Below are 23,703 nucleotides of genomic sequence, written 5' to 3'. Positions count from 1 at the left end.
TCCTGTTACGGATGATTACCCCTTCCTGTCATTACCTCACTATCAGCAACATTGATTTTTTCGCCATGTACAGCAGGAACCCAGACTTATGTCGTTAATGCGTACTGCCACTCACCCAACGTTGTACCGGATCCATCCGGTCAGTTTCCGCGATGGAAACGGCGATGGTGTTGGTGATGTACCCGGCATGATGGCGGCGCTGCCCTATCTGAAGATGCTAGCCGTGGATGGCTTGTTGCTGCCGCAGGCGTTGCCACCAGAGGCCGGTGCGGAAGTGGCGGGGCACGGGTTGGCTCTCTGGCACAGCGAAGGGCCAAACCGTATCTGCCGCAGCGCAGCACCCGATCAGCATTATGCCCGTGGTGTGCTGGCGCTGGAGGTGATGCCATTCAGCGTTGAGAAACTGGTGGCGGTCCTTAATACCCACCGTCATCGGCTGGCGGAAAACGTCTGGAGTACCGGAGAAGCCGATCAGCCCCGCGTGGTCAGCCACTGGGGGCAGGGTGATCTGCGTTCCGCCCAGGCTTTTCTGACGTTGCTGGCGTTGCTGCCTGCCCCTATTTGCCTGTATCAGGGGGAAGAACTTGGCCTGCCACACGCAGCCGGTTTGCAAGAACCGCATGGCGCACAAACGCCAATGCCCTGGCACGAGGCCCCGGAGCAGGTGACTGCCGGTGAAATTCACTGGTATCAGCAGGTGGCTATCGAACATCGTGCGTTGGCGATCAGCCGCCAGCAGCATGACAACAACTCAACGTTACGTTACTGCCAGGCTTTGTTGGCTCTGCGCCAGTTGCCGGTGATTCAGCATGGTGAACTGAGTTCGGTCAGCCAGCAGGATGGCGTAATTCGTTTACTCATTACCCATCAGGATCAATGCCTTGAAGCGCTAATCAACCTGCAGCCATATACTCAGCCGGCCGTGCCGTCTGAGGCAACTATTCCTTTGGCTTGGCAGCACGGTGCGCAGCAAGAGGATCAACAATGGGTTTTGGCGGGTTTTGCATCTGCCATTTTTACACGAAATGTTAACTGCGAAAGCAGGGGAGTAACGCATGGCTAGCGTCACACTGCGCAGCGTTTATAAGGCCTTCGGTGAGGCCGTGATTTCCAGGGACGTTAATCTGACCATCGATGACGGTGAATTTGTGGTGTTTGTCGGGCCATCGGGCTGCGGTAAATCGACGCTGTTGCGCATGATTGCCGGGCTTGAGGATATTACCTCCGGCGATCTGTTCATTGGTGAAAAACGCATGAACGAAGTGCCGCCTGCTGAACGTGGCATCGGCATGGTGTTCCAGTCCTATGCGTTGTATCCGCACCTGTCGGTGGCCGACAACATGTCGTTCGGCCTGAAGCTGGCCGGGGCGAAAAAAGCGGAAATTACCCAACGGGTCAACCAGGTTTCCGAAGTGCTGCAACTGGCGCACTTGCTGGATCGGCGGCCAAAAGCCCTGTCCGGCGGCCAGCGTCAGCGGGTCGCAATCGGTCGTACTCTGGTTGCCGAACCGGATGTGTTCCTGCTCGATGAGCCGCTTTCTAACCTGGATGCCGCCCTGCGTGTGCAGATGCGCATCGAGATCTCGCGCCTGCACAAGCGCCTACAGCGCACCATGATTTACGTCACCCACGATCAGGTCGAAGCGATGACGCTGGCAGACAAAATCGTGGTGCTGGATGCCGGGCGTGTCGCTCAGATCGGCAAGCCGCTGGAGCTGTATCACTACCCGGCCAACCGTTTTGTCGCCGGTTTTATCGGCTCGCCGAAGATGAACTTCCTGCCGGTTAAAGTGACTGCCGTTGAGCACAATAACGTGCAGGTTGAACTGCCGATGCCTAATCGCCAACTGGTGTGGTTACCGGTTGAGTCTGAGGGGGTCGTGGTTGGAGCCAACCTGTCGTTGGGCATTCGCCCTGAACATCTGTTACCGAGCTCCGAATCTGCGGTATCGCTGATGGGCGAAGTGCAGGTCGTAGAGCAACTGGGCAACGAAACCCAGATTCATATTCAAATTCCAGAAATTCGTCAGAACCTGGTGTACCGCCAGAATGACGTAGTGCTGGTAGAAGAAGGTGCAACATTCGCTATCGGGTTGCCGCCTCACCGCTGCCATCTGTTCCGTGAGGACGGTACGGCATGCCGCAGGCTGCATCAGGAACCGGGCGTTTGATCCCCAAAGTACTTGGAGTTGCAGGTAGGCGGCAACTGAGCGAGGTCCGATGAGCTTACTCCAGTAAGTGATTCGGGTGAGTGAAGGCAGCCAACACCCCTGCAAATTCAAGTAACAAGGGGAAAAGCATGCATGCCGACAGGCAACTATAACAGGAGAATAATGATGACTACTCTGCGCAAACTTCCTTTGGCACTGGCTATCGCCGCGGGAGTTTTATCTACGCAAGCAATGGCAGTGGATTTTCATGGTTACGCACGTTCTGGTATTGGTTGGACCGGCAGCGGCGGCACACAGCAGTGTTTCCAGGCTACCGGAGCCCAAAGCAAGTACCGCCTTGGTAACGAATGTGAGACTTATGCGGAATTAAAACTGGGTCAGGAGCTGTGGAAAGACGGTGATAAGAGCTTTTACCTGGACTCAAACGTTGCGTATAGCGTCGATCAGGCCAATGATTGGGAAGCCACCAATCCAGCCTTCCGTGAAATCAACGTACAGGGTAAAAACCTGATTGCTGCATTGCCTGGTGCCAATATGTGGGCAGGTAAGCGTTTTTATCAACGTCATGACGTTCACATGATCGACTTCTACTACTGGGATATTTCAGGCCCAGGTGCGGGTCTGGAAAACGTCGATCTGGGCTTTGGTAAGCTGTCGTTTGCTGTGACTCGTAATACCGAAGCGGGTGGTTCTGCAGCCTTTGGTGATACGAGAACTGAGTGGTTTGTTGATCCAGTATCTGGGTTGCAACAACGTCAGGTGAGAAATACTGCAGATGTCTACAACGATGTCTACGACGTGCGTTTGGCAGGGATGGAAACCAATCCAGGCGGTACGTTGGAGTTCGGTGTTGATTATGGCAATGCCACCACCAAAGATGGTGTTGAACTGCAGCCAGGCGCTTCGAAAAATGGCGTAATGGCAACGGCGGAACACACTCAGAGCATGCTCGGTGGCTTTAACAAGTTCGTTGTACAGTATGCCACTGACTCTATGACATCATGGAATACGGGTCATAGCCAGGGTGCCAGCGTCAATAACGACGGCCATATGCTGCGCTTGTTGGATCATGGTGCGGTGAAGCTGAGCGACGATTGGGAAATGATGTACGTTGGTATGTACCAGAATATCAATCTGGACAACAACAACGGCACCACCTGGTACACCGTCGGTATCCGTCCAATGTATAAGTGGACTCCGATCATGAGCACCCTGTTTGAAGCGGGCTATGACAACGTCAAGTCGCAGAGAGCCGACGATCGTAACAGCCAGTACAAACTGACCTTGGCCCAACAGTGGCAGGCTGGCGACAGCATCTGGTCACGCCCGGCACTGCGCGTTTTCGCCACCTACGCCAACTGGGATGAGAAGTGGGGCTATGACAACAATGGAGCTGCGGTCAATAACGGCGGCCGTGGTAGCGACAGTGAAGTGACCTTCGGTGCGCAATTCGAAGCCTGGTGGTAAGCAATCTCGCAGCCGAACGTAAGTTCGGCTGCATCAACTTTTCGTTAATCTGTTTGGCTGACGCGTTCTTCTTGCCAGTTGCGCGTCAGTTTCCCCGCCTCTTTTCGAAAGGGCCATCACAATGAAAAAAAATCTACTCGCTTTTTATCTGTCACTGATTTGTGGTTCTGCACTGCCGTTGATGGCGCACGCCACAGCATTTAACGCGCAGGCGGATGTCTCGGTTGCCCCGGCGATTTCCCATGACACGCTGCAGAAGCTGCCTTGGAAACCTGTAGTACCGCCAGCCAGCGAAAGTTTTAAGATCACCGAGGCCAACCCGCAGGTTAGCCAAGGCGATATTCAGGGCCAAGTGGCCGCATTTACGTTGCCAGCGGATCGCGGTTCGCTGGAGATTACCCTCAGCAGCCTGGTGAACGATCGTAGCGTGTTTGCACCGAGCGTGCTGGTTCTGGATGAGCAAATGCGGCCCGCCGCGTTTTATCCCAGCAGTTATTTCCCGTATGAGCGAGCGGGCGTGATGTCTGGCGATCGCTTGGAAGGCACGATGAAGCTGACGCCCGCTCTGGGGCAGAAGCAGATCTACGTATTGGTGTACACCACCCGCCAGGATTTAGCGGCTACCACTCAGCTCCTTGACCCTGCCAAAGCTTACGCCATGGGGGTGGGGAATGCGGTCCCGGATATTCCAGACCCAATTGCCCGGCATAGCCCAACGGGTGAGCTGAACTTGAAAGTTCGCTCAGAGCAAAATATGGGCAGCGTCATGATTGGCTTACCGCTGACAAACTCTTCAGCACCTGCGCCGGTGGTGGTGGGTTCAACGGCCCCAGCACCTGCTGCACCTGTCGCCGCCCCGGCACCTGCTGCTCCAGCAGAACCGATGCTCAATGACACCGAAGCCTACTTCAATAAAGGTATCAAACAGGCGGTTAAGGCTGGTGATATCGATAAGGCCTTGAAACTGATGAATGAGGCCGAAAAACTGGGTTCTACCACCGCACGTGAAACGTTTATTGGCAGTGTGAAAGGCAAGGGGTAATCCCCACGCTGCTGATGCTGGCTTGATGATTGGTGCGCCTCCAGCGCACCTTTTTTGTGCGCCCAGCATGGGCGCACTCTTGCGGGTGCAAGTCCCGCCGTGAGTTGACCACAGCGACCGACCGTGGGGAGGAAGCGTGGAGCGAAACTGCGAGCCGATGTACAAGTGTGTGGCAGAGGCTTTTCCAATGGCTGCTCTTCCGTTTTACCCGTTCCCTTCCTGTTAAAAACTCTACTGATTTCACTGCGAATCAACCTGCCGCTTTCGGGTTTCTGCGTTACAATGACAATCTGTTAACGATTTGTAGGGTCAGGAACCGCTCGTCTGGCGTGGTTTCTGCCATGGAGTAGAACATGTCTGGCAATAGGGATTCCATCCTACCGCCCATTGCGTGGTTGCCTGAAAACTCCCCGATACCCGCCGCCATTAGCGATTGGCTGATGGAGTTGGGCTCCATGACTCGCCGTTTTGAGCGCCATTGTGGCCTGGTGCAGGTCGAGCCCCAGCGCGAATGTTTTGTGACCTGCGAGCAGTTGGGCGAAGAAGCCGAACATTTACCTTACAGCGAGCGTTATTGGCTGCGCGAGATTGTATTGTTGGGGGATGGCCAGCCCTGGCTCTTGGGGCGAACGGTGATCCCACAGGAAACGCTGACCGGCCCGGATCAGGCGCTGGTCGATCTGGGCACCTTGCCACTGGGCCGTTATCTGTTCAGCAGCAATACGTTAACGCGCGATTATATTCATGTTGGCCAGCAGGGAGAACGGTGGGCCCGGCGTTCCCGCTTACGCCTGGCAGATAAACCACTGTTGCTGACCGAACTGTTTTTACCGTCTTCTCCGCTGTATGCGGTGTAGAAAGGTATTCCGGCAAAATAAGGGGAGAAAAGGATCTTGGAAGGAAGCGTGACTCAAAGCAAATGGCAGGCTTATAGCCACCTGATGCGTATCGATAAACCGATTGGCACGCTGTTGCTGCTGTGGCCGACGCTGTGGGCATTGTGGCTGGCCGGGCAGGGGGTGCCGTCGCTGCCCGTATTGCTGGTGTTCGTGCTTGGCGTATTCCTGATGCGTGCGGCGGGCTGTGTGGTCAATGATTATGCCGATCGGGCCTTTGACGGGCATGTGAAGCGTACCGCGGGCCGCCCATTGCCGAGTGGTCGGGTCAGTGAAAAAGAAGCCAAAATTCTGTTTGTCGCGCTGGTGCTGATTTCCTTTGCCCTGGTGCTGACGTTGAATGCCATGACTATCTGGCTCTCGCTGGCGGCGCTGGCTCTGGCCTGGGTTTACCCGTTTATGAAGCGGGTGACCAACCTGCCGCAGGTGGTGTTGGGGGCCGCATTTGGCTGGTCGATCCCGATGGCCTATGCTGCCGTTAGCGAATCATTGCCGCTGAGCTGCTGGTTGCTGTTCCTGGCGAATATCTGCTGGACGGTGGCTTACGATACGTTGTATGCCATGGTGGATCGTGATGACGATGTGAAAATCGGCATTAAGTCCACTGCCGTGCTGTTTGGCCGCCATGACAAGCTGATTGTCGGGTTGTTGCAGTTTGCCACCCTGCTGTTAATGCTGTGGGTGGGTTATCTGATGCAGCTTGGCGGTGCCTATTATTGGTCATTGCTGCTGGCCGGAGCGCTGTTTATCCATCAGCAGAAACAGATTGCCAGCCGCGATCGCGATGCCTGCTTCACTGCCTTCCTGAACAACAACTACGTTGGCTTAGTGCTGTTTATCGGCATTGCGCTGAGCTATCTCTGAGCCTGATTGCAGGCAAAGAAAAGGCACCCAATTCGGGTGCCTTAGTCTGTTGAAGCACGACGCTATTCGCCAGCTTTTTCCACGTCTGCCGTTTCCGGCAACTCGTTAGTCTCTTCCGGCGTGCTGACGCTTTCGATGGTCAACTTGATTTCCGGCGTGATCAGATCGCTCAGCATGGTGTAAACCTCCATAGTGTGCTCACGGATCGCATCGCCAATGTCGTTGATGTAGCCTTCTTCACGCAGCGTCGCCACCAGGGTGGAGAACACCGCCTTGTCGAAGAATTCCGGCGCATTGATCCCGTGCAGCACCGACAGGCGCTGAGCCATGATGCGGCTCTCTTTCTCCAGCGCGCCACGATTGATGCTTGGGTTGGCGCTGAGGATCGACATGGTAATTGCGTAACGCTGCAAGGTTTCGCGCACACCGGCCGCCAGCAGTTGCAGCGGGCGAATACGCACCGGGTTCAGCACCAGTTCGTCACCTTTGTGGCAAATCAGCTGTTGGCGCGCCAGTTCGTCGATCAGCGGTTGCAGAACCTCCGGTAACTGTTCTTTTTCATAGCGCAGGAACAGTTCGGCTTTCAGCATCGGATAGATCAGGCTGACCTGGCGCAGCAACTCATCGCGGGATACGCGACGGTGATGCATCACGATGGTGGCAATCAGCGAAGGCAGTACCAGCATATGGTGAATGTTGTTGCGGTAATAGGTCATCAGCACCGCCTGCTCGCGCGGCAGGATGATGATGTCACCGATGCTGTCTTTTTCCACCTCGAACTTGTTCATGTTCAACGCGTGATCCAGCAATTGCTCTGGCGTTTGTGCTGGCACGGTGGCATCAGGCGCATAAGGTGCATTACGCATCAACTGGAGGTAACAATCCAACTGCTCAATCAACTGTTCACGAGTCAGCGCCCGCTGGCGCGAGGCCAATAAGGCGGTAACACACAGGTTCATGGCGTTGGCCGCCGCCGCATTGTTGATACGCACCATGATCCGGGCAGCCAGATCGTTGACCGCTGGCGTCAGCCAGCTTGGGCGCTGGGCTTCGATCGGATCGATAGACTCGCGCCACTGTGGCACATGGTGATTGAGGTAAGAGGTCAATGACAGAGGTTCGCCAAAGTTGACGTAGCCCTGGCCGAGGTTGCGCAGTTTGCGCAGGCCGCGCAGCATCTGCAACAGGCTCTCTTTCTCTTTGGTCGCACCGCGCAGCTCTTTGGCGTAGGTCCCTACCTCCATCACATGCTCATAACCGATGTAAACCGGCACTAATGTGATTGGGCGAGTCCCGCCACGCAGCATCGCCTGGATGGTCATCGACAGGGTGCCGGTTTTCGGTTCCAGCAAGCGTCCGGTACGGGAACGGCCACCTTCCACAAAATATTCTACCGAATAGCCACGGGTGAACAGCTCACCAAGGTATTCACGGAACACGGTGGAATAGAGCTTGTTGCCCTTGAAGGTACGGCGGATAAAGAACGCACCCAAACGGCGGAAGATCGGCCCGGCTGGCCAGAAGTTCAGGTTGATGCCTGCGGCGATATGCGGCGGCACCAAGCCCTGATGATAAAGCACGTAAGACAGCAACAGGTAATCCATGTGGCTGCGGTGGCAGGGCACATAGACAATCTCGTGGCCGTCTTGCGCCAGTTGGCGCACGCGCTCGGCTTTAGTGACGTTGATGCCCTGATACAGCCGGTTCCAGGTCCAGCTCAGCACGCGATCGGAAAGGCGTACGGCTTCGTAAGAGAAGTCGGCGGCAATCTCTTCCATCAGCGCAATGGCATTCTGCTGGGCTTTTTCGTGAGTGATTTTTTTGCTGCGCGCTTCGTCTTCGACCGCTTTTTCAATCGCTTTAGATGCCAGCAACTTGTTGAACAGATCCTGACGGGCCGGCAGGCTTGGCCCAACGGCGGCCAAGCGCTGACGCGAGAAGTGCATGCGCGCGACACGCGCCAGTTTCTGCGCAATGGTTTTATCAGTACCGTGCTCGGTAGCCATGCGCCGCAGAGAAACGGTATTGGAGAAGCGGACAAAACTGTCACGCCCTAACCACAATATGGCGAAGAATTTCTGTACGCCGTTCAGCAGGCGCAGATGCGGTGTTCCGTGCCCTTCACGCCCCGGTGAGCGGCCGAACATCACGGATACCGGAAGCATCTGAATATCGAGATCCGGATTGCTGCGGTGCAGATCCAGATAGTCGTGGAACAGTTTTACCGATTCTTCTTTTGGCGTGTAATAGCGGAATACGCGCGGGCCTTCATGGATAAACACGTGGCTCGGCAGAACGGCGCCGTCGATCTCCAGCGAGTTAAGGGGGTCGGGCAGATCTAACGCCAAGCACTGGGTGCGCAAGGTGAGCAAATCTGCCTTGGAATTATAAGGTAAAACATACAGAATTGGCCGCGAGGGATCTAACCCTAACTCCGTGACCGGATCCGAAGGGATAACCTTACTTTTTACCAACATTTTCAGTGGTAAATTCAATAGTTTATAATATATTTTACGCCAACCTAACATAACAACATAAAGCCTCTTGTTAGCAATGCGCCGCAAGCATACCAGAAACCAGGTAGCAGATCTGTGGTGTTGGGAATTCCAAGGCCGTTAACGGCTCTGGAAACACATAGGTAAATTATGACTCACCTTAGAGAAAGGTGCTCTTACATGGCAAATAAAGCAACGGGCCTGACACGCATCATTAAGGCGGCAGGCTATTCATATAAAGGCTTAACCGCAGCCTGGCAGAACGAAGCCGCATTCCGTCAGGAATCGGTCGCGGTCATAGTGGCTATCATACTGGCGATTTGGCTGGATGTGGGTGCGATAGCGCGCATTTTATTGATTGGCTCGGTACTGCTGGTGATGATTGTCGAAATCCTCAACAGCGCGATCGAGGCCATCGTCGATCGTGTGGGGACGGATTACCATGAACTGTCTGGTCGGGCAAAAGACATGGGGTCGGCGGCGGTTTCGTTGACGATTATGCTGGCGCTGTTCGTCTGGGGTTCGGTGCTGTGGCAGCATTTCAGTTGACCTTGAAAAGGGGCGTAATGTTGCGAACTGCTTCGCTAATCCCTGATTTTTATTTATTCTTCGGTTCCCAATCCCGGCTTACCTGTATATACTCACAGCAAGACTGTATAAACAAACAGGGGGCGGAATGAAAGCATTAACTACCAGACAGCAAGAGGTCTACGACCTGATTCGCGATCATATTGCGCAAACGGGTATGCCACCAACACGTGCCGAGATCGCCATGCGTTTGGGATTCCGTTCGCCTAATGCCGCCGAAGAGCATTTGAAAGCGTTGGCCCGCAAAGGGGTGATCGAAATCATCTCCGGTGCTTCGCGCGGTATCCGTCTGCTGATGGAAGATGAAGAAGGGTTACCTCTGGTTGGCCGCGTTGCTGCCGGTGAACCTTTGCTGGCCGAGCAACACATTGAAGGGCACTACAAAGTCGATCCTTCTTTGTTCAAACCTAACGCTGATTTCCTGCTGCGTGTTAACGGTATGTCGATGCGTGATATCGGTATCCTCGACGGCGATCTGCTGGCGGTGCATAAAACTCAGGACGTGCGTAACGGCCAGGTAGTGGTAGCACGTATCGAAGATGAAGTGACGGTTAAACGCCTGAAAAAGCATGGCAACATGGTTGAGCTGCTGCCGGAAAACAGTGAGTTTCAGCCGATTGTGGTCGATCTGCGCGAGCAGAATTTCACTATCGAAGGCTTAGCCGTCGGTGTGATCCGCAACGGTGATTGGATCTAAGCGTTATACCCCTGATTGATATTTCAATTAATAAGAATTATATCGCCCCAACTCTGGGGCGATACCTTTTCTAAACTATCTTCACCGCACTGCCACGGGAACATTTCACTATGCGCCTGATTTCTGCTTTTACCAGCGACACCGATAAAGCGTTGTGGCGCCTGGCGTTGCCGATGATCTTTTCCAATATCACTGTTCCCTTGCTTGGCCTGGTGGATACCGCCGTTATCGGCCATCTCGATAGCCCGACTTATCTCGGTGGGGTTGCCGTGGGCTCAATGGCGACCAGCTTCCTGTTCATGTTGCTGCTGTTCCTGCGTATGAGCACCACCGGGCTGGCGGCGCAGGCGTTGGGCGCGCAGGATCCGCAACGGCTGGCTAGGGCTTTTATGCAACCGCTGCTGTTGGCGCTGGTGGCCGGGGTGGCGATTGTGCTGCTGCGAGCGCCGCTGATCGCACTGGCCTTGCAGATTGTCGGGGGCGATAAAGAAGTCTTGGCACAGGCGCGGTTGTTTCTGGAGATCCGCTGGTTGAGCGCGCCAGCGGCATTGGCCAACATGGTACTGCTCGGCTGGCTGTTGGGTGTGCAGTACGTGCGGGCACCGGTGATCTTGCTGATCGTCGGTAACCTGCTGAATATTGTGCTGGATATCTGGCTGGTGATGGGCTTGGGCTGGAATGTGCAGGGGGCCGCAGCCGCAACGGCGATTGCCGAGTATGCCACGCTGTTGCTGGGTCTGTGGCTGTCGTGGCGGGTGCTGCGGATGCGCGGGATTACTCTGGCGATGCTGCACAACGCCTGGCGCGGTAATCTGCGCCGTTTGCTGGCGCTTAACCGTGACATCATGCTGCGCTCGTTATTGCTGCAACTGTGCTTTGCCTCGCTGACTATTCTGGGGGCGCGCATGGGGGGTGAAATCGTGGCGGTGAACGCGGTGCTGATGAATCTGCTGACGTTCACTGCTTACGCTTTAGATGGTTTTGCCTATGCGGTTGAGGCACATTCTGGCCACGCCTACGGAGCGCGGGACGATCGCCAACTGCATAAAGTATGGCGTGCGGCTTGCAGGCAGGCGTGCCTGGTGGCGTTCGGTTTTGCCATGATTTATGTGCTTGCCGGGCAGCACATCGTGGCAGCGTTAACCTCGCTGCCCGAATTACGAGCTTTGGCGAACCATTACCTGCCTTGGCAGGTGGTGCTGCCTTTGGTGGGTGTCTGGTGTTATCTGCTGGACGGCATGTTTATCGGTGCGACTCGCGGGGCAGAAATGCGCAATAGCATGGCGGTGGCCGCTGTCGGTTATGGATTGACTTTATTTACGCTGCCGTTGTTGGGCAACCACGGTTTATGGTTAGCTCTGATGGTGTTTCTGGCCTTGCGGGGGTTGGCACTGGGTTGGATTTGGCACCGCCATCAAGTGCGCGGCACCTGGTTTCCGGCTAATCATAACGTCTGAAAACAGATGAGCGCGGCGCTACGTTGCGGCATTGCTACCGCACCGCTTATTTCTTCTTGATCACAATACTGTGGTCATGATCGCAATCCTGTTTGTTTTCGCATGCTTCAACCTCAACGCAGGCAGAACACAGACCGTGGGCTTCAACCACGCTGTGGCGCAGCGCAAATCCTGATTCTGTTGCCAATTTCTGCAACATTTCTTCCACGCCTTCCGTCGTGCGCTCGGTTACCTGCCCGCAGCGATCGCAGATAAACAGCGCAGAGGTGTGCATCGGCTGTTCGAAGTGATGGCACAGCACATAGCTGTTAGCCGATTCGACGCGGTGGATAAATCCCTGTTCCAACAAAAAATCCAGCGCACGATACACCGTGGGGGGCTTAGCCTGGGGTTCGGCGACGCGCAGCAAATCGAGCAGATCGTAGGCGCTGATGGCACCGGGTTGCTCCGCCATCAGGCGTAACACTTCCAGCCGTTGTGGGGTCAGTCGCACGTTACGCTGCTGACAGAGTCGTTCAGCCTGCGCGAGCAGCTTTTCCTGGTTGGTTGAGTTCATAGCAGATATTCCGGTGCGCAAAGAAGCTGATTTTAACATGTTTCAGTGGAATCGCCGAGGGTTGTGCCCTTTTCCCCACATAATGCGTTACTAGCCGACAGCATGCGGGCGTTGGTATGGCTTGAAATGAGAAACAGATCACGATTTATCGCAGTTGTACCTGAATAGGTCACTTTTACTGCTTTCTGGGGTAGGTTCTGGCGCGGGGTAGCGGTATAACGCGCAGCAAGAACGATGCTTCTCAGGAGCTTTAGCATGACAGAAAGAGAGAAATTGCTGCGCGGCGAAGTTTATAACAGCCGTGATGAAGAGCTGATCGCACTGTATCACCGGGCGCGCGGCCTTACCAAACAGCTTGCTGCGTTGGATTCGCATCAGGCGGAAGAGAAGAAAAGCCTGCTGCGTGAACTGTTTGCTGCTTGGGGAGATGAAAGCTGGATCGAGCTGCCATTCTGGTGTGATTACGGCCAGCATATCAGCATCGGTAAAAACTGCTTCATCAACGTTAATGCGGTGTTTCTCGACTGCAATACCATTACCATTGGCGATAACACGCTGATCGGCCCGAACGCGCAAATCTATACGCCAAGCCATCCGCTCAAGGCCAGCGAACGCTTTAGCGGCAATCCTGATTTCCCATTTCAAACCTCGGCCAAACCGGTGGTTATCGGCAGTAACGTCTGGATTGGCGGGAACGTGGTGATCCTGCCGGGCGTAACTATCGGCGATGGCACGACTATTGGCGCAGGCAGCGTGGTTACCGGGGATATCCCGGCTAACGTATTGGCGCTGGGGCAACCGTGCCGGGTGGTCCGCGAGTTGGAATAACCGTTTTAGCTTGTGAGCGCTTGCCGTAATTGATCGGCAAGCGTGCTCATCTGTTGGGGCGGATTATGGCCAATCAACATAAAGCTGTGATCGCCGCCAGACCAGTACACCAGGTTCATTCCCATGCGCTGTTCATTCTCTGGCGCATCTTCACCGGGTTGTTGAATAATGCACAATGCCAGTGGCCCATATTGTTCATCAAGATAGGTCAGTTGAGCGATGCGCTTGCCATCGTAGGCCAAGACCCGGGCATTTTTCAGCGTCGCTCCTGGCAATGCCAACTGCTGTGACAGTAAGGTGATGCCGAGCTGTTCGCCGGTATGTTGCAACTGAACGGCGAGCTCCTGAGGGGAAAGGGAATTGTCAGCCAGTGTTTCTGGCGTATACAGCGCCATATATTGCGCCACTAGGCCGCGCCAGTTCTCTTCCGGTGGGTTGAACCGCAGGAAGGCGCGGTCGCCTGCTACTCCTAAAGCCAGTAAACCCATCGCTGCTGCAATCAGCCTGCGGCGGGTGATCCTGGGTGATGCAGGTTGCAAGAGAGTTTGCAGGCCTGCCTGTAGCCGTTTTTTCGGCGCTTCGTCGAGCAGTGGCTGAAAAGCGGCTTTGAACGGCAGATTACTGCCAGCCAGAAAGGCCAGACGAGCGGCCAGCTCCGGTTCTCTGGTGAGCCGTTGTTCCAGGTGATGTCGTTGTGAGCGCTCCAACTGGTCATCCAGATAAGCGACCAGCAGTTCGTCAATATCGCGATGAGCGCTCATGATTTTTCTCCTTTTGACCGCACGGGTGTGTTTTGCAACCCACTGTCGTTCGCCAGCCTCAGACGCGCGGCTGCCAGGCGGCTCATGATGGTGCCGATTGGCACGCCAAGCACTTCTGCCGCTTCCCGGTAGGAAAGCTCCTCTACATACACCAGAAAGACCGTATTGCGCTGGGCTTCCGGCAGCCGATTAACGCGCTGCATCACCTGATTGGCCCAGATCGGGTCGTCGTTGCTAGCCGAATCAGCAAGTTCCTCCACATCCACAAAACCTTGCCCCTGGCGAATATGCTGCGCCCGCATTTCATTGAGCCAGATGGAGTGCAGGATCGAGAACAACCAGCGATCCATGCGCGTACCCACGGTAAACTGTGCGGCACGCTCAAGCGCCCGCACGCAGGTGGCCTGAACCAAATCGTCGGCAATATCCCGCCGGTGGCAAAGCACCAGGCCATAGCGCCACAGGCGGGAAAGGTATTGCCCGATATCGTTGCGAATCGCGTCGTTGCTGATAGCGGCCTCCAGGGTGCAACCTCATGATTCAGGGTGATGGTCGATAGCCGCTGCCAGATCGCGATACTCTTCACATCCGGTTCCGCACAGTGATTTGATCACGGTCAGTTGCTGTTTGGCCAGATCCGGGCGGCCTTTAATCATGTAGGCTTCACCCAGATATTCGCGGACTTTCGGGTAGTTCGGATCCAATGCCACTGATTTTAAATAGTAGCTGATACCTTCATCGGTGCGGCCGAGTTTGCGGGTGGCATAACCACGATAATTCAGCGCTACGGCGGTGTTGGGATCCTGTAACGTGTTGAGGACATCAAGGGTCTCCTGATAGCGGCCACTTTTCGCCAGCATGTAGGCATAGTTAGTTCGATCGCCGTCGCTAAGCATGCTGCTTTTTTCCACCGTGCAGGTTTTGGTTTTACTGTCGTAGATTTGGCCTTTCGGGCAGGTTGGCGTGCTCTGGCTGTTGTCGCCCATGGCATGGGTAAAACCAGAAAACAACAGGGTGCTGGCGATGGCAGGCAGCAACAGGTTTTTGATGAAACGGTTCATGGTGTGTTCCTCGGTGGGGTAAGGCGTTCTGGGTTACGCCATTGAGTAGAGAACACCTGTGAACGCCTATTTATTCATTTCTTTTTAGGCAGTTTTCCCAAGACCGTCGATTGCCGTTATAATAGCCGTTTGCGACACTGGCACAGACCGCCGGTTGTTGAACTCCAGACATTTCAGGTAGCCAGTAATTCAGCATGACGACAGATAACCACGCCTCTCAATACGCCGCCAATCGTTTCTCCATCGCGCCAATGCTCGACTGGACCGATCGTCATTGCCGTTATTTTCACCGCCTACTGACCAAGGAAACGCTGCTGTACACCGAGATGGTGACCACCGGCGCGATTATCCATGGCAAAGGTGACTATCTGGCCTACAGCGAAGAAGAGCATCCTGTGGCGTTGCAACTGGGCGGCAGCGATCCGGCGGCGCTGGCGCACTGCGCCAAGCTGGCGGAGCAGCGTGGTTATGATGAGATCAACCTCAACGTCGGTTGCCCGTCCGATCGGGTGCAGAACGGCATGTTTGGTGCCTGCCTGATGGGGCAGGCGGCGCTGGTCGCCGACTGCATCAAGGCGATGCGCGATGTGGTTTCGATCCCGGTGACGGTGAAAACCCGCATCGGCATCGACGATCAGGACAGCTATGCCTTCCTGTGTGATTTTATCGGCACGGTTGCCGGGCGTGGTGAATGCGATATGTTCACCATTCATGCGCGCAAAGCCTGGCTTTCCGGGCTTAGCCCGAAGGAGAACCGCGAAGTGCCGCCGCTGGACTATCCGCGTGTCTATCAGCTAAAGCGTGATTTCCCACAGCTCACTATCGCGATTAACGGCGGGGTGAAAACGCTGGAAGAAGCGCAGCAGCATTTGCAGCATCTGGATGGCGTGATGATGGGCCGTGAGGCTTATCAGAATCCGGGTATTCTGGCGCGTGTCGACAGCGAAATTTTTGGCTCCCCGGCCGGTGTGCTCAGCAGCGTGGAGATTATCGAATCGCTGTATCCGTACATCGAACGTGAACTGGCCAACGGGACGTATCTTGGTCATATCACCCGCCATATTCTGGGCCTGTTCCAGGGGGTACCGGGGGCGCGCCAGTGGCGTCGTCATCTAAGTGAAAACGCCCATAAACCGGGCGCTGATGCACGGGTTGTCGAGCAGGCACTGAGCTTGGTGCGTTCGCCACGCGCCGAAGTGGCATAATTATTAATTTATTTGACTAAAACTTGGTCTTTTTGACTAAGAGTGCCAGAGGCGCTGGCACTCTTTTCACCGTATTTCAATAGGTTAAATTTCCTGCCAAGTTGGCATGCTTCTTGTAAAGAACAACGTATGCCCTAAATAATTCGAGTTGCAGGAAAGCCAACGCACCTACAACTTGAAGTATGACGGGGATAGACACATTGTTTTGCCAAGGAGCCACTCATGTTAGAACTCTTCTTTATTATTGGTTTTGTGGTCATGCTGCTGGTCACCGGTATTTCTCTGCTGGGCGTCATCGCTGCGCTATTCGTGGCTGCGGCCTTTATGCTGTTGGGCGGGTTGTTCGCTATGGTGATTAAACTGCTGCCGTGGCTGATTTTGGCGGTGATTGGCGTGTGGATATACCGTTCAATGCAGAAACCGCAGATACGCCGCTATTAACATTTTTTGCTGATTTATCAGACTGTCACACTGAAAATTACATCACAGTTTGCTTACGCGATGCGGCAGAGATCACACCTTGATGTTTTAGAGATGAATACGGCACGTTAAGCGTATGTTTTATTTTCAGCGGCTGTTAGGATACTTCCCAACAGCAGTGATGCCGATGATTTCATCACCGCGAGAGACAATAATAGTGTTGCTTAAGCAACCCCCCGTGTTTCTTGTGGACTCTGCTCTACCCCTACAAAATGCAGTAACAAGAAAGGGTTCCTCGCGGAACCCTTTTCTTTTGCTTAACGCCCTGGGATCAACAGGCAAGAACCGCTGGTTTTGCGGCTTTCCAGCACTTGGTGAGCCTTCTGCGCTTCCGCCAGCGCAAATTTTTGCTCCTCCTTCACCTCGATCTTGATCGCGCCGCTGCCGATCAGTGAGAACAGTTCATTACTGGCGAACTGCAACTCCTGGCGGTTGGTGATATAGCCGTAGAGCGAAGGGCGGGTGACATACAGCGAACCTTTCTGGTTCAGCAGCCCCAGATCGACCCCGGTCACCGGGCCGGAGGCATTACCGAAGCTGACCATCAATCCGCGACGCTTCAGGCTGTTCAGGGAATCCTGCCAGGTGCTTTTACCGACGGAATCGTACACCACGCCGACTTTCTCGCCGTTGGTCAGTTCCGCTACGCGTTGGGCAATATTTTCCTGATGATAGTTAATGGTCGCCCAGGCTCCAGCGCGCTTGGCCAGCTCCGCCTTTTCATCAGACCCGACGCTGCCGATCAGCTTGGCACCCAAGGCTTTGGCCCACTGGCAGGCGATCAGCCCAACGCCACCGGCGGCGGCATGGAACAGAAATACCTCACCGGGCTTGACCTCATAGGTCTGGCGCAGCAGATAGTGCACGGTCAGGCCCTTGAGGAAAGCGGCGGCACCTTGTTCAAAACTCAGGTTATCCGGCAGGATCGCCAGCCTTTCCAGCGGTACGTTGTGGATCTCGCTGTAAGCACCGAGTGCAGACTGAGCATAAACCACGCGATCGCCCGGTTTCAGCGCGCTGACGCCCGCCCCGACTTTGAGCACCACCCCGGCCGCTTCAGTGCCTAGGCCGCTCGGCAAGGTGGCCGGTGGATATAAACCGCTGCGTACGTAGGTATCGATAAAGTTGATGCCGATGGCTCGGTTCTCAACCTGGACTTCGCCCGCTGCCGGATCGACAGGCGTAAAATCAACATACTGCAACACTTCTGGGCCGCCGGTGGCGGAGAATTGAATACGCTTTGCCATGTCATTACCTCGTCTAGATGTTTGGCTCCACCCTACTCTTTACCGTATCGGCTAGCCAGCCTGTAGCGCAGCAGTTAATCCTTTTTTGCCATGGTGATGGCGCAAGAATCATGGATGAAAATCACGTATACTCTCGCGTCAGGATCTTCCATTCGCCACCGGATAAAGAATACGCTTCATGGCAGGAAAAAAACCAACCAACAAAACATTCGCGAACGAACCCAGAGATCGCCAGATGGAAGGGCTGAAGATGCCACCGCATTCGCTGGAGGCAGAACAGTCCGTGTTGGGCGGTTTGATGCTGGATAACGAACGCTGGGACAACGTGGCGGAACGCGTGGTTTCCAATGACTTCTTCAGCCGCCCGCACCGCCTGATCTTTACCGAGATGCAGCGCCTGCTGGAAATGAACCGGCCGATCGATCTGATCACCCTGTCCGAGTCGCTGGAGCAGAAGGGTGAATTAGAGTCGGTGGGTGGTTTTGCTTATCTGGCGGAACTGTCGAAAAACACCCCAAGCGCTGCCAACATCGGCGCTTATGCCGACATCGTGCGTGAACGTGCGGTGGTGCGTGAGATGATCTCCGTGGCTAACGAGATCGCCGACGCCGGTTACGATCCGCAAGGGCGCAGCAGCGAAGATCTGCTCGATCTGGCCGAATCCCGCGTTTTCCAGATCGCTGAAAACCGGGCCAGCAAAGATGAAGGCCCGAAAGGCATTGAACGTATTCTGGAAGATACCGTTTCCCGCATTGAGCAGCTCTACCAGCAGCCGCATGACGGCGTGACCGGGGTGGACACCGGCTATCACGATCTCAATAAGAAAACGGCCGGTCTGCAAAAGTCTGACCTGATTATCGTTGCCGCCCGTCCGTCGATGGGGAAAACCACCTTTGCGATGAACCTGTGTGAACATGCCGCGATGACGCAGGATAAACCGGTGCTGATCTTCAGCCTCGAGATGCCCGGCAACCAGATCATGATGCGTATGTTGGCTTCGCTGTCGCGCGTGGATCAAACCCGTATCCGTACCGGTCAGCTCGACGACGAAGATTGGGCGCGGATTTCCAGCACCATGGGGATCCTGCTGGAGAAGCGCAATATGTATATTGATGACTCCTCCGGCCTGACGCCTACCGAAGTACGCTCCCGCGCGCGGCGTATTTTCCGCGAACATGACGGGCTAAGCCTGATCATGATCGACTACCTGCAACTGATGCGCGTACCGGCATTGTCCGACAACCGCACGTTGGAAATTGCCGAAATCTCTCGTTCGTTGAAAGCGCTGGCGAAAGAGTTGCAGGTGCCGGTAGTGGCGCTGTCGCAGTTGAACCGTAGCCTGGAGCAGCGCGCCGATAAACGCCCGGTTAACTCCGACCTGCGTGAATCCGGCTCCATCGAACAGGATGCTGACCTGATTATGTTCATCTACCGTGATGAGGTTTATCACGAGAACAGCGATCTGAAAGGGGTGGCTGAAATTATTCTGGGTAAGCAGCGTAACGGCCCGATTGGCTCGGTACGCCTGACCTTTAACGGCCAGTGGTCGCGTTTTGATAACTACGCGGGGCCACAATATGATGACGAATAATAAGCTAAGGAATTGCAATGAAAGCGGCAACTGCGGTTATTGACCGCCGCGCTCTGCGCCATAATCTGCAACAGGTGCGCCGCCTGGCGCCGCAAAGCCGCCTGATTGCCGTGGTGAAAGCCAATGCTTATGGGCATGGCCTGCTGGAAACAGCACACACTCTGCAAGATGCCGACTGCTACGGCGTAGCGCGTATCGGCGAAGCCCTGATGCTGCGTTCTGGCGGTATCGTCAAGCCGATCCTGCTGCTGGAAGGGTTCTTCTGCGCCGAGGATTTACCGGTGCTGGTGGCGAATAACATCGAAACCGCCGTGCACTGTATTGAACAGCTTGAAGCGTTGGAGCAGGCCGAACTGGCGCATCCGGTGCCGGTGTGGATGAAGCTGGATAGCGGTATGCATCGCCTGGGCGTGCGCCCAGAGCATGCCGAGGCGTTTTATCAACGCCTGTGTGCCTGCCGCAATGTGGTGCAGCCGGTCAATATCATGAGCCACTTCAGCCGTTCCGATGAGCCACAGTCTGATGCCACACCAAAGCAAATCAGCTGTTTCGAGCGTTTTGCCAATGATAAACCGGGCCAGAAGTCGATCGCCGCGTCTGGCGGGATCCTGCTGTGGCCGCAGGCACATCGCGACTGGGTACGGCCGGGCATCATTCTGTACGGCGCTTCGCCGATAGATAACTCGTGTGCCGCTGACTTTGGTTTTCAACCGGCGATGACGCTGAAATCCAGCCTGATTGCGGTACGCGAGCATAAAGCCGGTGAACCGGTGGGTTACGGCGGCATCTGGGTGAGCGAGCGCGATACCCGTTTGGGTGTGGTAGCCATTGGATACGGCGACGGCTATCCGCGCAGTGCACCTTCCGGTACACCGGTCTGGCTGAATGGCCGTGAAGTGCCGATCGTTGGCCGCGTATCGATGGACATGGTCTCGGTGGATTTGGGGCCGGATGCCACCGATAAAGTGGGCGACGAAGTGGTGCTGTGGGGCAACCCGTTACCGGTTGAACGGGTTGCGGCCTGTAGCGGCATCAGCGCCTATGAGTTGATCACTAAACTCACCCAGCGCGTCGAGATGGAATATATCGGCGAGTAATCCGTAGTTGCCAGCCCCCTTTTCTCACAGAGAGAAGGGGACGGGCCTGCACTCACCTCAACTACTTCTTCACCGCCAGCCACTGATCGATAATCTGCTGATACTCGCCGGTGGCTTTGCTCAAGTGCAACCACTGATCCACATACAGCTTCCAGCTCATATCATCACGCGGCAGCATGTAAGCTTTCTCGCCGTACTGCATCGGTTTGTCCGGATTCACCGCGCAGAGTTTTGGGTAGCGCTTCTGCTGATACAGCGCTTCTGAGGCATCGGTAATCATCACGTCGGCTTTGCGATCCACCAACTGCTGAAAAATCCCCATATTGTCGTGCGACAGCGTCAGGTTGGCCTTCGGCAGATGAGCGCGGACAAAGGCTTCGTTGGTGCCGCCAGCCGGTTCGATCAACCGTACCGAGGCCTTGTTGATTTGTTCAACGGTGCGATATTTCTTCACGTCGGTACAGCGTACCAGCGGGATCTTGCCATCGGTATCCAGACGTTCGGCGAAAAACACCTGTCTTTGGCGCGGTAACGTCACCGAGATGCCGCCCATGGCGATGTCGCATTTGCCCGCGACAAAATCAGTCATTAGGGTCTTCCAACTGGTTTTCACCCATTTCACTTTGGCATCCAGGCTCTTGGCCAGCGACTCCGCCATGGCGATATCAATACCTTCATAGCTGCCATCTTCCTTCAGGAAGGTATAGGGCTTGTAGTCACCGGTGGTGCAAACGTCGAGGGTTTTTTGCTGTAGCACCTTATCCAGATGCGATTGAGCACTGGCGCTCCCGGTAGCAACCAGCAAAGCGAAGGGGAGTATTTTCTTCATAAACATCCTTATATTAATGGTTTTATGCACTATTTAGCCGTTGATTGTTGTTGGTTTGCGTAATTTACCCGTTTTTTATGCCATCGATGAGCGGAGATCTCGGCTTTGCTGCTGCGCAGCTCACAACCCACTAGGGGCGATGGTTTCAACGCTAAAAAAACTGATAGGCTGTAACGTCAACATTTCTTAACACAGTTTACAGGTGGTTATGTACAACATTGACGATTTTGATATGAAAATCCTGACGCTGCTACAGGCCAATGGCCGCCTGACCAATCAGGAACTGAGCGAACTGGTCGGGCTTTCGGCCTCGCAATGTTCGCGTCGGCGGATCAGCCTGGAGCAGGCACAGTTGATCAGGGGCTATCACGCACGGCTGGCTCCAGAAGCGGTTGGGCTTGGGTTGGTGAGCCTGATTGAGGTGAGCCTGCTGACCCACACGCAGGAACAGATCGACAGCTTTCATCAGATGTTGGAAGACGTGGATGCTATCCTTGACGCTTATAAAACCACCGGCGATGCCGACTATCTGTTGAAAGTGGCGGTGGCCGATCTGCCTGCGCTCAGTGATTTCATCAGCCAGACGCTCTCGCGGCATAACAGCGTGGCGCGGATTAAAACCGCAGTGGTGCTCAATCGCATCAAAGAAAATGGCTTACTGCCGTTGGCGAAATAAAACGGTGGCTGCTAAGAGCGACAGTGCAGTTTGCAAGACGAAGAGTATATATTGTAACTCGAACCCCTAAAATCAGGAGAACCAACCCGTGTTCCAGAATGTTGATGCTTATGCCGGTGACCCGATCCTGTCGCTGATGGAAAAATTCAAAAAAGACCCCCGTGCGCACAAGGTGAACCTGAGCATCGGCCTTTACTATAACGAGCAGGGCATCATACCACAGATGCAGGCAGTGGCCGCCGCAGAGGCGCAGCTCAACAGCGTAGAGCACGGCGCATCGGTCTATCTGCCGATGGAAGGCTTGCAACCCTACCGCAGTGCGATCCAGCAACTGCTGTTCGGAGCCGAACACCCGATGTTGCAGCAGGGGCGCATTGCCACCATTCAGACCGTGGGCGGTTCCGGCGCGTTGAAAGTGGGTGCCGATTTCCTGAAGCGCTATTTCCCTGATTCGCAGGTATGGGTCAGCGATCCGACCTGGGAAAACCACGTCGCCATCTTTGGCGGTGCCGGTTTCACGGTCCACACTTACCCGTACTTTGACGGCGAAAGCCTGGGCGTGAAGTTTGATGCCATGCTGAACGCGCTGAAAAAACTGCCCGCCAAAAGCATCGCGCTGCTGCACCCTTGCTGCCATAACCCGACCGGTTCCGATCTCACGGCGGCACAATGGGATGAAGTGGTAAAAGTGATTGCCGAGCGTGATCTGATCCCGTTCCTGGATATTGCCTATCAGGGTTTCGGTGGCGGCATCGATCAGGATGCTTATGCCATCCGCGCCATCGCTGCTGCGGGCTTGCCGTGCCTGGTGAGCAACTCGTTCTCGAAAATCTTCTCGCTGTACGGTGAGCGTGTCGGCGGGCTTTCCGTGGTGTGTGAAAGCAGCGAAGCTGCCGAGCGCGTGCTGGGCCAATTGAAAGCGACCGTGCGCCGTAACTACTCCAGCCCGCCGAACTTTGGTGCGCAGGTGGTCGCCAAGGTGCTGAATGATGCGCAATTGAAAGCGCAATGGCTGGCAGAAGTGGAAACCATGCGTACCCGTATCCTTGAGATGCGCCAAGTGCTGGTGGAGTCACTGAAAAGCGCGTTGCCGCAGCGTAACTTTGATTATCTGTTGGAACAGCGTGGCATGTTCAGCTACACCGGTTTCACTGCGGAACAGGTTGATCGCCTGCGTGAAGAGTTCGGCGTTTATCTGATCCACAGCGGCCGCATGTGTGTGGCGGGGCTGAACCATAATAACGTTCGCCAAGTGGCTGAGGCGTTTGCTGCCGTGCAATAAATGAGATCTGGGGCTTTATCAGAGGAGATAACCGTGAACAAACAGCAGCTGCTGGATTACTGCCTGGCCAAACCGTGCAGCGAACAGGATTATCAGAGTGACTGGCAGGCCGATCGGTTCAGAGTCGGTGACAAAATGTTTGCGCTCCTTGGTGAAGCCTATGGTCGGCCAGTGATCTCGTTAAAGTGCGGCGTAGAGCTGGCAGAGCAGTTGCGTGAGCAACATGCGGAAATTATCCCCGGTTACTATTTGAATAAAGCGCACTGGAACAGCGTCTATCTGGATGGTGCCTTGCCGGACTCACAGTTTTATCAACTGATCGATATTTCATATCAACTGGTGGTGGCCGGATTAACCAATAAGAAGCGCCAGGAACTGGGTATCTGAGAGTAAAAAACCGCTCCTGCTTGCTA

24 protein-coding genes are annotated in these 23,703 nt (G+C 55.0%); 17 read left to right on the top strand and 7 right to left on the bottom strand.

Translation table 11 applies throughout. The annotated features are described in order from the left end of the window. Positions 1-88 precede the first annotated feature (88 nt). The 6 genes from ACX1CU_RS21700 (at position 89) to ubiA (ending at position 6,440) form a co-directional block, all read left to right on the top strand. Positions 89-1,063, top strand: a complete 975-nt coding sequence (locus ACX1CU_RS21700; RefSeq protein WP_459400281.1) for an alpha-amylase family glycosyl hydrolase — start codon at positions 89-91, stop codon at positions 1,061-1,063. Further along, positions 1,056-2,171, top strand: a complete 1,116-nt coding sequence (gene malK, locus ACX1CU_RS21695; RefSeq protein ID WP_459400280.1) for a maltose/maltodextrin ABC transporter ATP-binding protein MalK — start codon at positions 1,056-1,058, stop codon at positions 2,169-2,171. Before ACX1CU_RS21700 ends, malK begins: the two co-directional genes overlap by 8 nt. Before the next feature lie 165 nt (positions 2,172-2,336). Next, a complete protein-coding gene (locus tag ACX1CU_RS21690) occupies positions 2,337-3,638 on the top strand; it encodes a maltoporin (protein ID WP_459402881.1) in 1,302 nt (433 codons plus the stop codon). Positions 3,639-3,759: 121 nt separating this feature from the next. After that, complete coding sequence (malM, locus tag ACX1CU_RS21685) at positions 3,760-4,680, top strand: maltose operon protein MalM (protein WP_459400279.1); 921 nt, start codon at positions 3,760-3,762, stop codon at positions 4,678-4,680. Between the two features lie 353 nt (positions 4,681-5,033). Continuing rightward, entirely contained in the window at positions 5,034-5,537 is a 504-nt protein-coding gene (gene ubiC, locus ACX1CU_RS21680; protein ID WP_459400278.1) for a chorismate lyase, read from the top strand. Between the two features lie 36 nt (positions 5,538-5,573). Further along, positions 5,574-6,440: a 4-hydroxybenzoate octaprenyltransferase gene (gene ubiA / locus ACX1CU_RS21675; RefSeq protein ID WP_459400277.1), complete on the top strand. Its 867-nt coding sequence runs from the start codon at positions 5,574-5,576 to the stop codon at positions 6,438-6,440. A gap of 62 nt (positions 6,441-6,502) precedes the next feature. Here ubiA and plsB read toward each other — a convergent pair whose 3' ends face one another. After that, positions 6,503-8,968: a glycerol-3-phosphate 1-O-acyltransferase PlsB gene (gene plsB / locus ACX1CU_RS21670; protein WP_459400276.1), complete on the bottom strand. Its 2,466-nt coding sequence runs from the start codon at positions 8,966-8,968 to the stop codon at positions 6,503-6,505. A 147-nt stretch (positions 8,969-9,115) separates the two neighbouring features. Between plsB and ACX1CU_RS21665 the strand changes: the two genes are divergently transcribed. The 3 genes from ACX1CU_RS21665 (at position 9,116) to dinF (ending at position 11,677) form a co-directional block, all read left to right on the top strand. After that, positions 9,116-9,484, top strand: coding sequence for a diacylglycerol kinase (locus ACX1CU_RS21665; RefSeq protein ID WP_459400275.1), 369 nt, complete (start codon positions 9,116-9,118; stop codon positions 9,482-9,484). 127 nt (positions 9,485-9,611) lie between these two features. Next, positions 9,612-10,220 carry a transcriptional repressor LexA gene (gene lexA, locus ACX1CU_RS21660; RefSeq protein WP_459400274.1) on the top strand — a complete coding sequence of 203 codons (609 nt, stop codon included), beginning with the start codon at positions 9,612-9,614 and terminating at the stop codon, positions 10,218-10,220. Positions 10,221-10,330: 110 nt separating this feature from the next. Continuing rightward, entirely contained in the window at positions 10,331-11,677 is a 1,347-nt protein-coding gene (gene dinF, locus ACX1CU_RS21655; RefSeq protein ID WP_459400273.1) for an MATE family efflux transporter DinF, read from the top strand. A 46-nt stretch (positions 11,678-11,723) separates the two neighbouring features. Here dinF and zur read toward each other — a convergent pair whose 3' ends face one another. After that, positions 11,724-12,233, bottom strand: coding sequence for a zinc uptake transcriptional repressor Zur (gene zur / locus ACX1CU_RS21650; RefSeq protein WP_459400272.1), 510 nt, complete (start codon positions 12,231-12,233; stop codon positions 11,724-11,726). Positions 12,234-12,488: 255 nt separating this feature from the next. Here zur and ACX1CU_RS21645 point away from each other — a divergent pair, with 255 nt between their 5' ends. Then, positions 12,489-13,061, top strand: coding sequence for a sugar O-acetyltransferase (locus tag ACX1CU_RS21645; RefSeq protein WP_459400271.1), 573 nt, complete (start codon positions 12,489-12,491; stop codon positions 13,059-13,061). Positions 13,062-13,066: 5 nt separating this feature from the next. On the opposite strand, the gene ACX1CU_RS21640 is transcribed toward ACX1CU_RS21645, so the two are convergent. Genes ACX1CU_RS21640 through ACX1CU_RS21630 form a run of 3 tightly spaced genes read right to left on the bottom strand, consistent with a single transcriptional unit; the run spans position 13,067 to position 14,883 of the window. Further along, positions 13,067-13,822 carry an anti-sigma factor family protein gene (locus tag ACX1CU_RS21640; protein ID WP_459400270.1) on the bottom strand — a complete coding sequence of 252 codons (756 nt, stop codon included), beginning with the start codon at positions 13,820-13,822 and terminating at the stop codon, positions 13,067-13,069. Continuing rightward, positions 13,819-14,319, bottom strand: coding sequence for an RNA polymerase sigma factor (locus tag ACX1CU_RS21635; RefSeq protein WP_459402880.1), 501 nt, complete (start codon positions 14,317-14,319; stop codon positions 13,819-13,821). The genes ACX1CU_RS21640 and ACX1CU_RS21635 overlap by 4 nt, the downstream gene beginning before the upstream one ends. Before the next feature lie 36 nt (positions 14,320-14,355). Next, positions 14,356-14,883: a tetratricopeptide repeat protein gene (locus ACX1CU_RS21630; RefSeq protein ID WP_459400269.1), complete on the bottom strand. Its 528-nt coding sequence runs from the start codon at positions 14,881-14,883 to the stop codon at positions 14,356-14,358. Between the two features lie 194 nt (positions 14,884-15,077). Between ACX1CU_RS21630 and dusA the strand changes: the two genes are divergently transcribed. Together dusA and pspG are read left to right on the top strand one after the other, a co-directional pair. Continuing rightward, the gene (gene dusA / locus ACX1CU_RS21625) at positions 15,078-16,088 is read left to right on the top strand and encodes a tRNA dihydrouridine(20/20a) synthase DusA (RefSeq protein ID WP_459400268.1); all 1,011 of its coding nucleotides are present in this window, start codon (positions 15,078-15,080) and stop codon (positions 16,086-16,088) included. Between the two features lie 222 nt (positions 16,089-16,310). Next, complete coding sequence (gene pspG, locus ACX1CU_RS21620) at positions 16,311-16,529, top strand: envelope stress response protein PspG (RefSeq protein ID WP_037403994.1); 219 nt, start codon at positions 16,311-16,313, stop codon at positions 16,527-16,529. Between the two features lie 296 nt (positions 16,530-16,825). Here the strand turns inward: pspG and ACX1CU_RS21615 are convergent, their stop codons facing one another. Continuing rightward, a complete protein-coding gene (locus tag ACX1CU_RS21615) occupies positions 16,826-17,815 on the bottom strand; it encodes an NADPH:quinone reductase (RefSeq protein WP_459400267.1) in 990 nt (329 codons plus the stop codon). A gap of 178 nt (positions 17,816-17,993) precedes the next feature. Here ACX1CU_RS21615 and dnaB point away from each other — a divergent pair, with 178 nt between their 5' ends. Both dnaB and alr read left to right on the top strand, forming a co-directional pair. Further along, positions 17,994-19,406, top strand: coding sequence for a replicative DNA helicase (dnaB, locus tag ACX1CU_RS21610; RefSeq protein WP_459400266.1), 1,413 nt, complete (start codon positions 17,994-17,996; stop codon positions 19,404-19,406). Between the two features lie 17 nt (positions 19,407-19,423). Further along, positions 19,424-20,503 (top strand): alanine racemase, encoded by a 1,080-nt coding sequence (gene alr, locus ACX1CU_RS21605; protein WP_459400265.1) that lies wholly within the window; start codon positions 19,424-19,426, stop codon positions 20,501-20,503. A gap of 61 nt (positions 20,504-20,564) precedes the next feature. Here the strand turns inward: alr and ACX1CU_RS21600 are convergent, their stop codons facing one another. After that, positions 20,565-21,332, bottom strand: coding sequence for a transporter substrate-binding domain-containing protein (locus tag ACX1CU_RS21600; RefSeq protein ID WP_459400264.1), 768 nt, complete (start codon positions 21,330-21,332; stop codon positions 20,565-20,567). 208 nt (positions 21,333-21,540) lie between these two features. On the opposite strand from ACX1CU_RS21600, the gene ACX1CU_RS21595 reads away from it, so the two are divergent. From ACX1CU_RS21595 to ACX1CU_RS21585, 3 genes are all read left to right on the top strand, one after another. Further along, entirely contained in the window at positions 21,541-22,008 is a 468-nt protein-coding gene (locus ACX1CU_RS21595; RefSeq protein WP_459400263.1) for an Lrp/AsnC family transcriptional regulator, read from the top strand. A gap of 88 nt (positions 22,009-22,096) precedes the next feature. After that, positions 22,097-23,290, top strand: coding sequence for an amino acid aminotransferase (locus tag ACX1CU_RS21590; RefSeq protein ID WP_459400262.1), 1,194 nt, complete (start codon positions 22,097-22,099; stop codon positions 23,288-23,290). Between the two features lie 33 nt (positions 23,291-23,323). After that, complete coding sequence (locus ACX1CU_RS21585; RefSeq protein WP_459400261.1) at positions 23,324-23,677, top strand: MmcQ/YjbR family DNA-binding protein; 354 nt, start codon at positions 23,324-23,326, stop codon at positions 23,675-23,677. Positions 23,678-23,703 lie beyond the last annotated feature (26 nt).

The sequence above is a fragment of the Serratia sp. D1N4 genome, assembly GCF_054552755.1.
The sequence above is the reverse complement of the archived record's forward strand: the minus strand, read 5'-3'. Positions and strand labels throughout refer to the sequence as shown.

Excerpts from the sequence above, each read along its gene's own strand:
- malM (WP_459400279.1), top strand. The coding sequence starts at position 3,760 with ATGAAAAAAAATCTACTCGCTTTTTATCTGTCACTGATTTGTGGTTCT.
- ACX1CU_RS21595 (WP_459400263.1), top strand. The coding sequence starts at position 21,541 with ATGTACAACATTGACGATTTTGATATGAAAATCCTGACGCTGCTACAG.
- ACX1CU_RS21640 (WP_459400270.1), bottom strand. The coding sequence starts at position 13,822 with ATGAGCGCTCATCGCGATATTGACGAACTGCTGGTCGCTTATCTGGAT.
- pspG (WP_037403994.1), top strand. The coding sequence starts at position 16,311 with ATGTTAGAACTCTTCTTTATTATTGGTTTTGTGGTCATGCTGCTGGTC.
- ACX1CU_RS21630 (WP_459400269.1), bottom strand. The coding sequence starts at position 14,883 with ATGAACCGTTTCATCAAAAACCTGTTGCTGCCTGCCATCGCCAGCACC.
- ACX1CU_RS21665 (WP_459400275.1), top strand. The coding sequence starts at position 9,116 with ATGGCAAATAAAGCAACGGGCCTGACACGCATCATTAAGGCGGCAGGC.
- ACX1CU_RS21690 (WP_459402881.1), top strand. The coding sequence starts at position 2,337 with ATGACTACTCTGCGCAAACTTCCTTTGGCACTGGCTATCGCCGCGGGA.
- alr (WP_459400265.1), top strand. The coding sequence starts at position 19,424 with ATGAAAGCGGCAACTGCGGTTATTGACCGCCGCGCTCTGCGCCATAAT.
- dusA (WP_459400268.1), top strand. The coding sequence starts at position 15,078 with ATGACGACAGATAACCACGCCTCTCAATACGCCGCCAATCGTTTCTCC.
- ACX1CU_RS21700 (WP_459400281.1), top strand. The coding sequence starts at position 89 with ATGTCGTTAATGCGTACTGCCACTCACCCAACGTTGTACCGGATCCAT.
- dinF (WP_459400273.1), top strand. The coding sequence starts at position 10,331 with ATGCGCCTGATTTCTGCTTTTACCAGCGACACCGATAAAGCGTTGTGG.
- ACX1CU_RS21615 (WP_459400267.1), bottom strand. The coding sequence starts at position 17,815 with ATGGCAAAGCGTATTCAATTCTCCGCCACCGGCGGCCCAGAAGTGTTG.
- zur (WP_459400272.1), bottom strand. The coding sequence starts at position 12,233 with ATGAACTCAACCAACCAGGAAAAGCTGCTCGCGCAGGCTGAACGACTC.
- malK (WP_459400280.1), top strand. The coding sequence starts at position 1,056 with ATGGCTAGCGTCACACTGCGCAGCGTTTATAAGGCCTTCGGTGAGGCC.
- ACX1CU_RS21600 (WP_459400264.1), bottom strand. The coding sequence starts at position 21,332 with ATGAAGAAAATACTCCCCTTCGCTTTGCTGGTTGCTACCGGGAGCGCC.
- dnaB (WP_459400266.1), top strand. The coding sequence starts at position 17,994 with ATGGCAGGAAAAAAACCAACCAACAAAACATTCGCGAACGAACCCAGA.
- lexA (WP_459400274.1), top strand. The coding sequence starts at position 9,612 with ATGAAAGCATTAACTACCAGACAGCAAGAGGTCTACGACCTGATTCGC.
- ACX1CU_RS21645 (WP_459400271.1), top strand. The coding sequence starts at position 12,489 with ATGACAGAAAGAGAGAAATTGCTGCGCGGCGAAGTTTATAACAGCCGT.
- ubiC (WP_459400278.1), top strand. The coding sequence starts at position 5,034 with ATGTCTGGCAATAGGGATTCCATCCTACCGCCCATTGCGTGGTTGCCT.
- plsB (WP_459400276.1), bottom strand. The coding sequence starts at position 8,968 with ATGTTAGGTTGGCGTAAAATATATTATAAACTATTGAATTTACCACTG.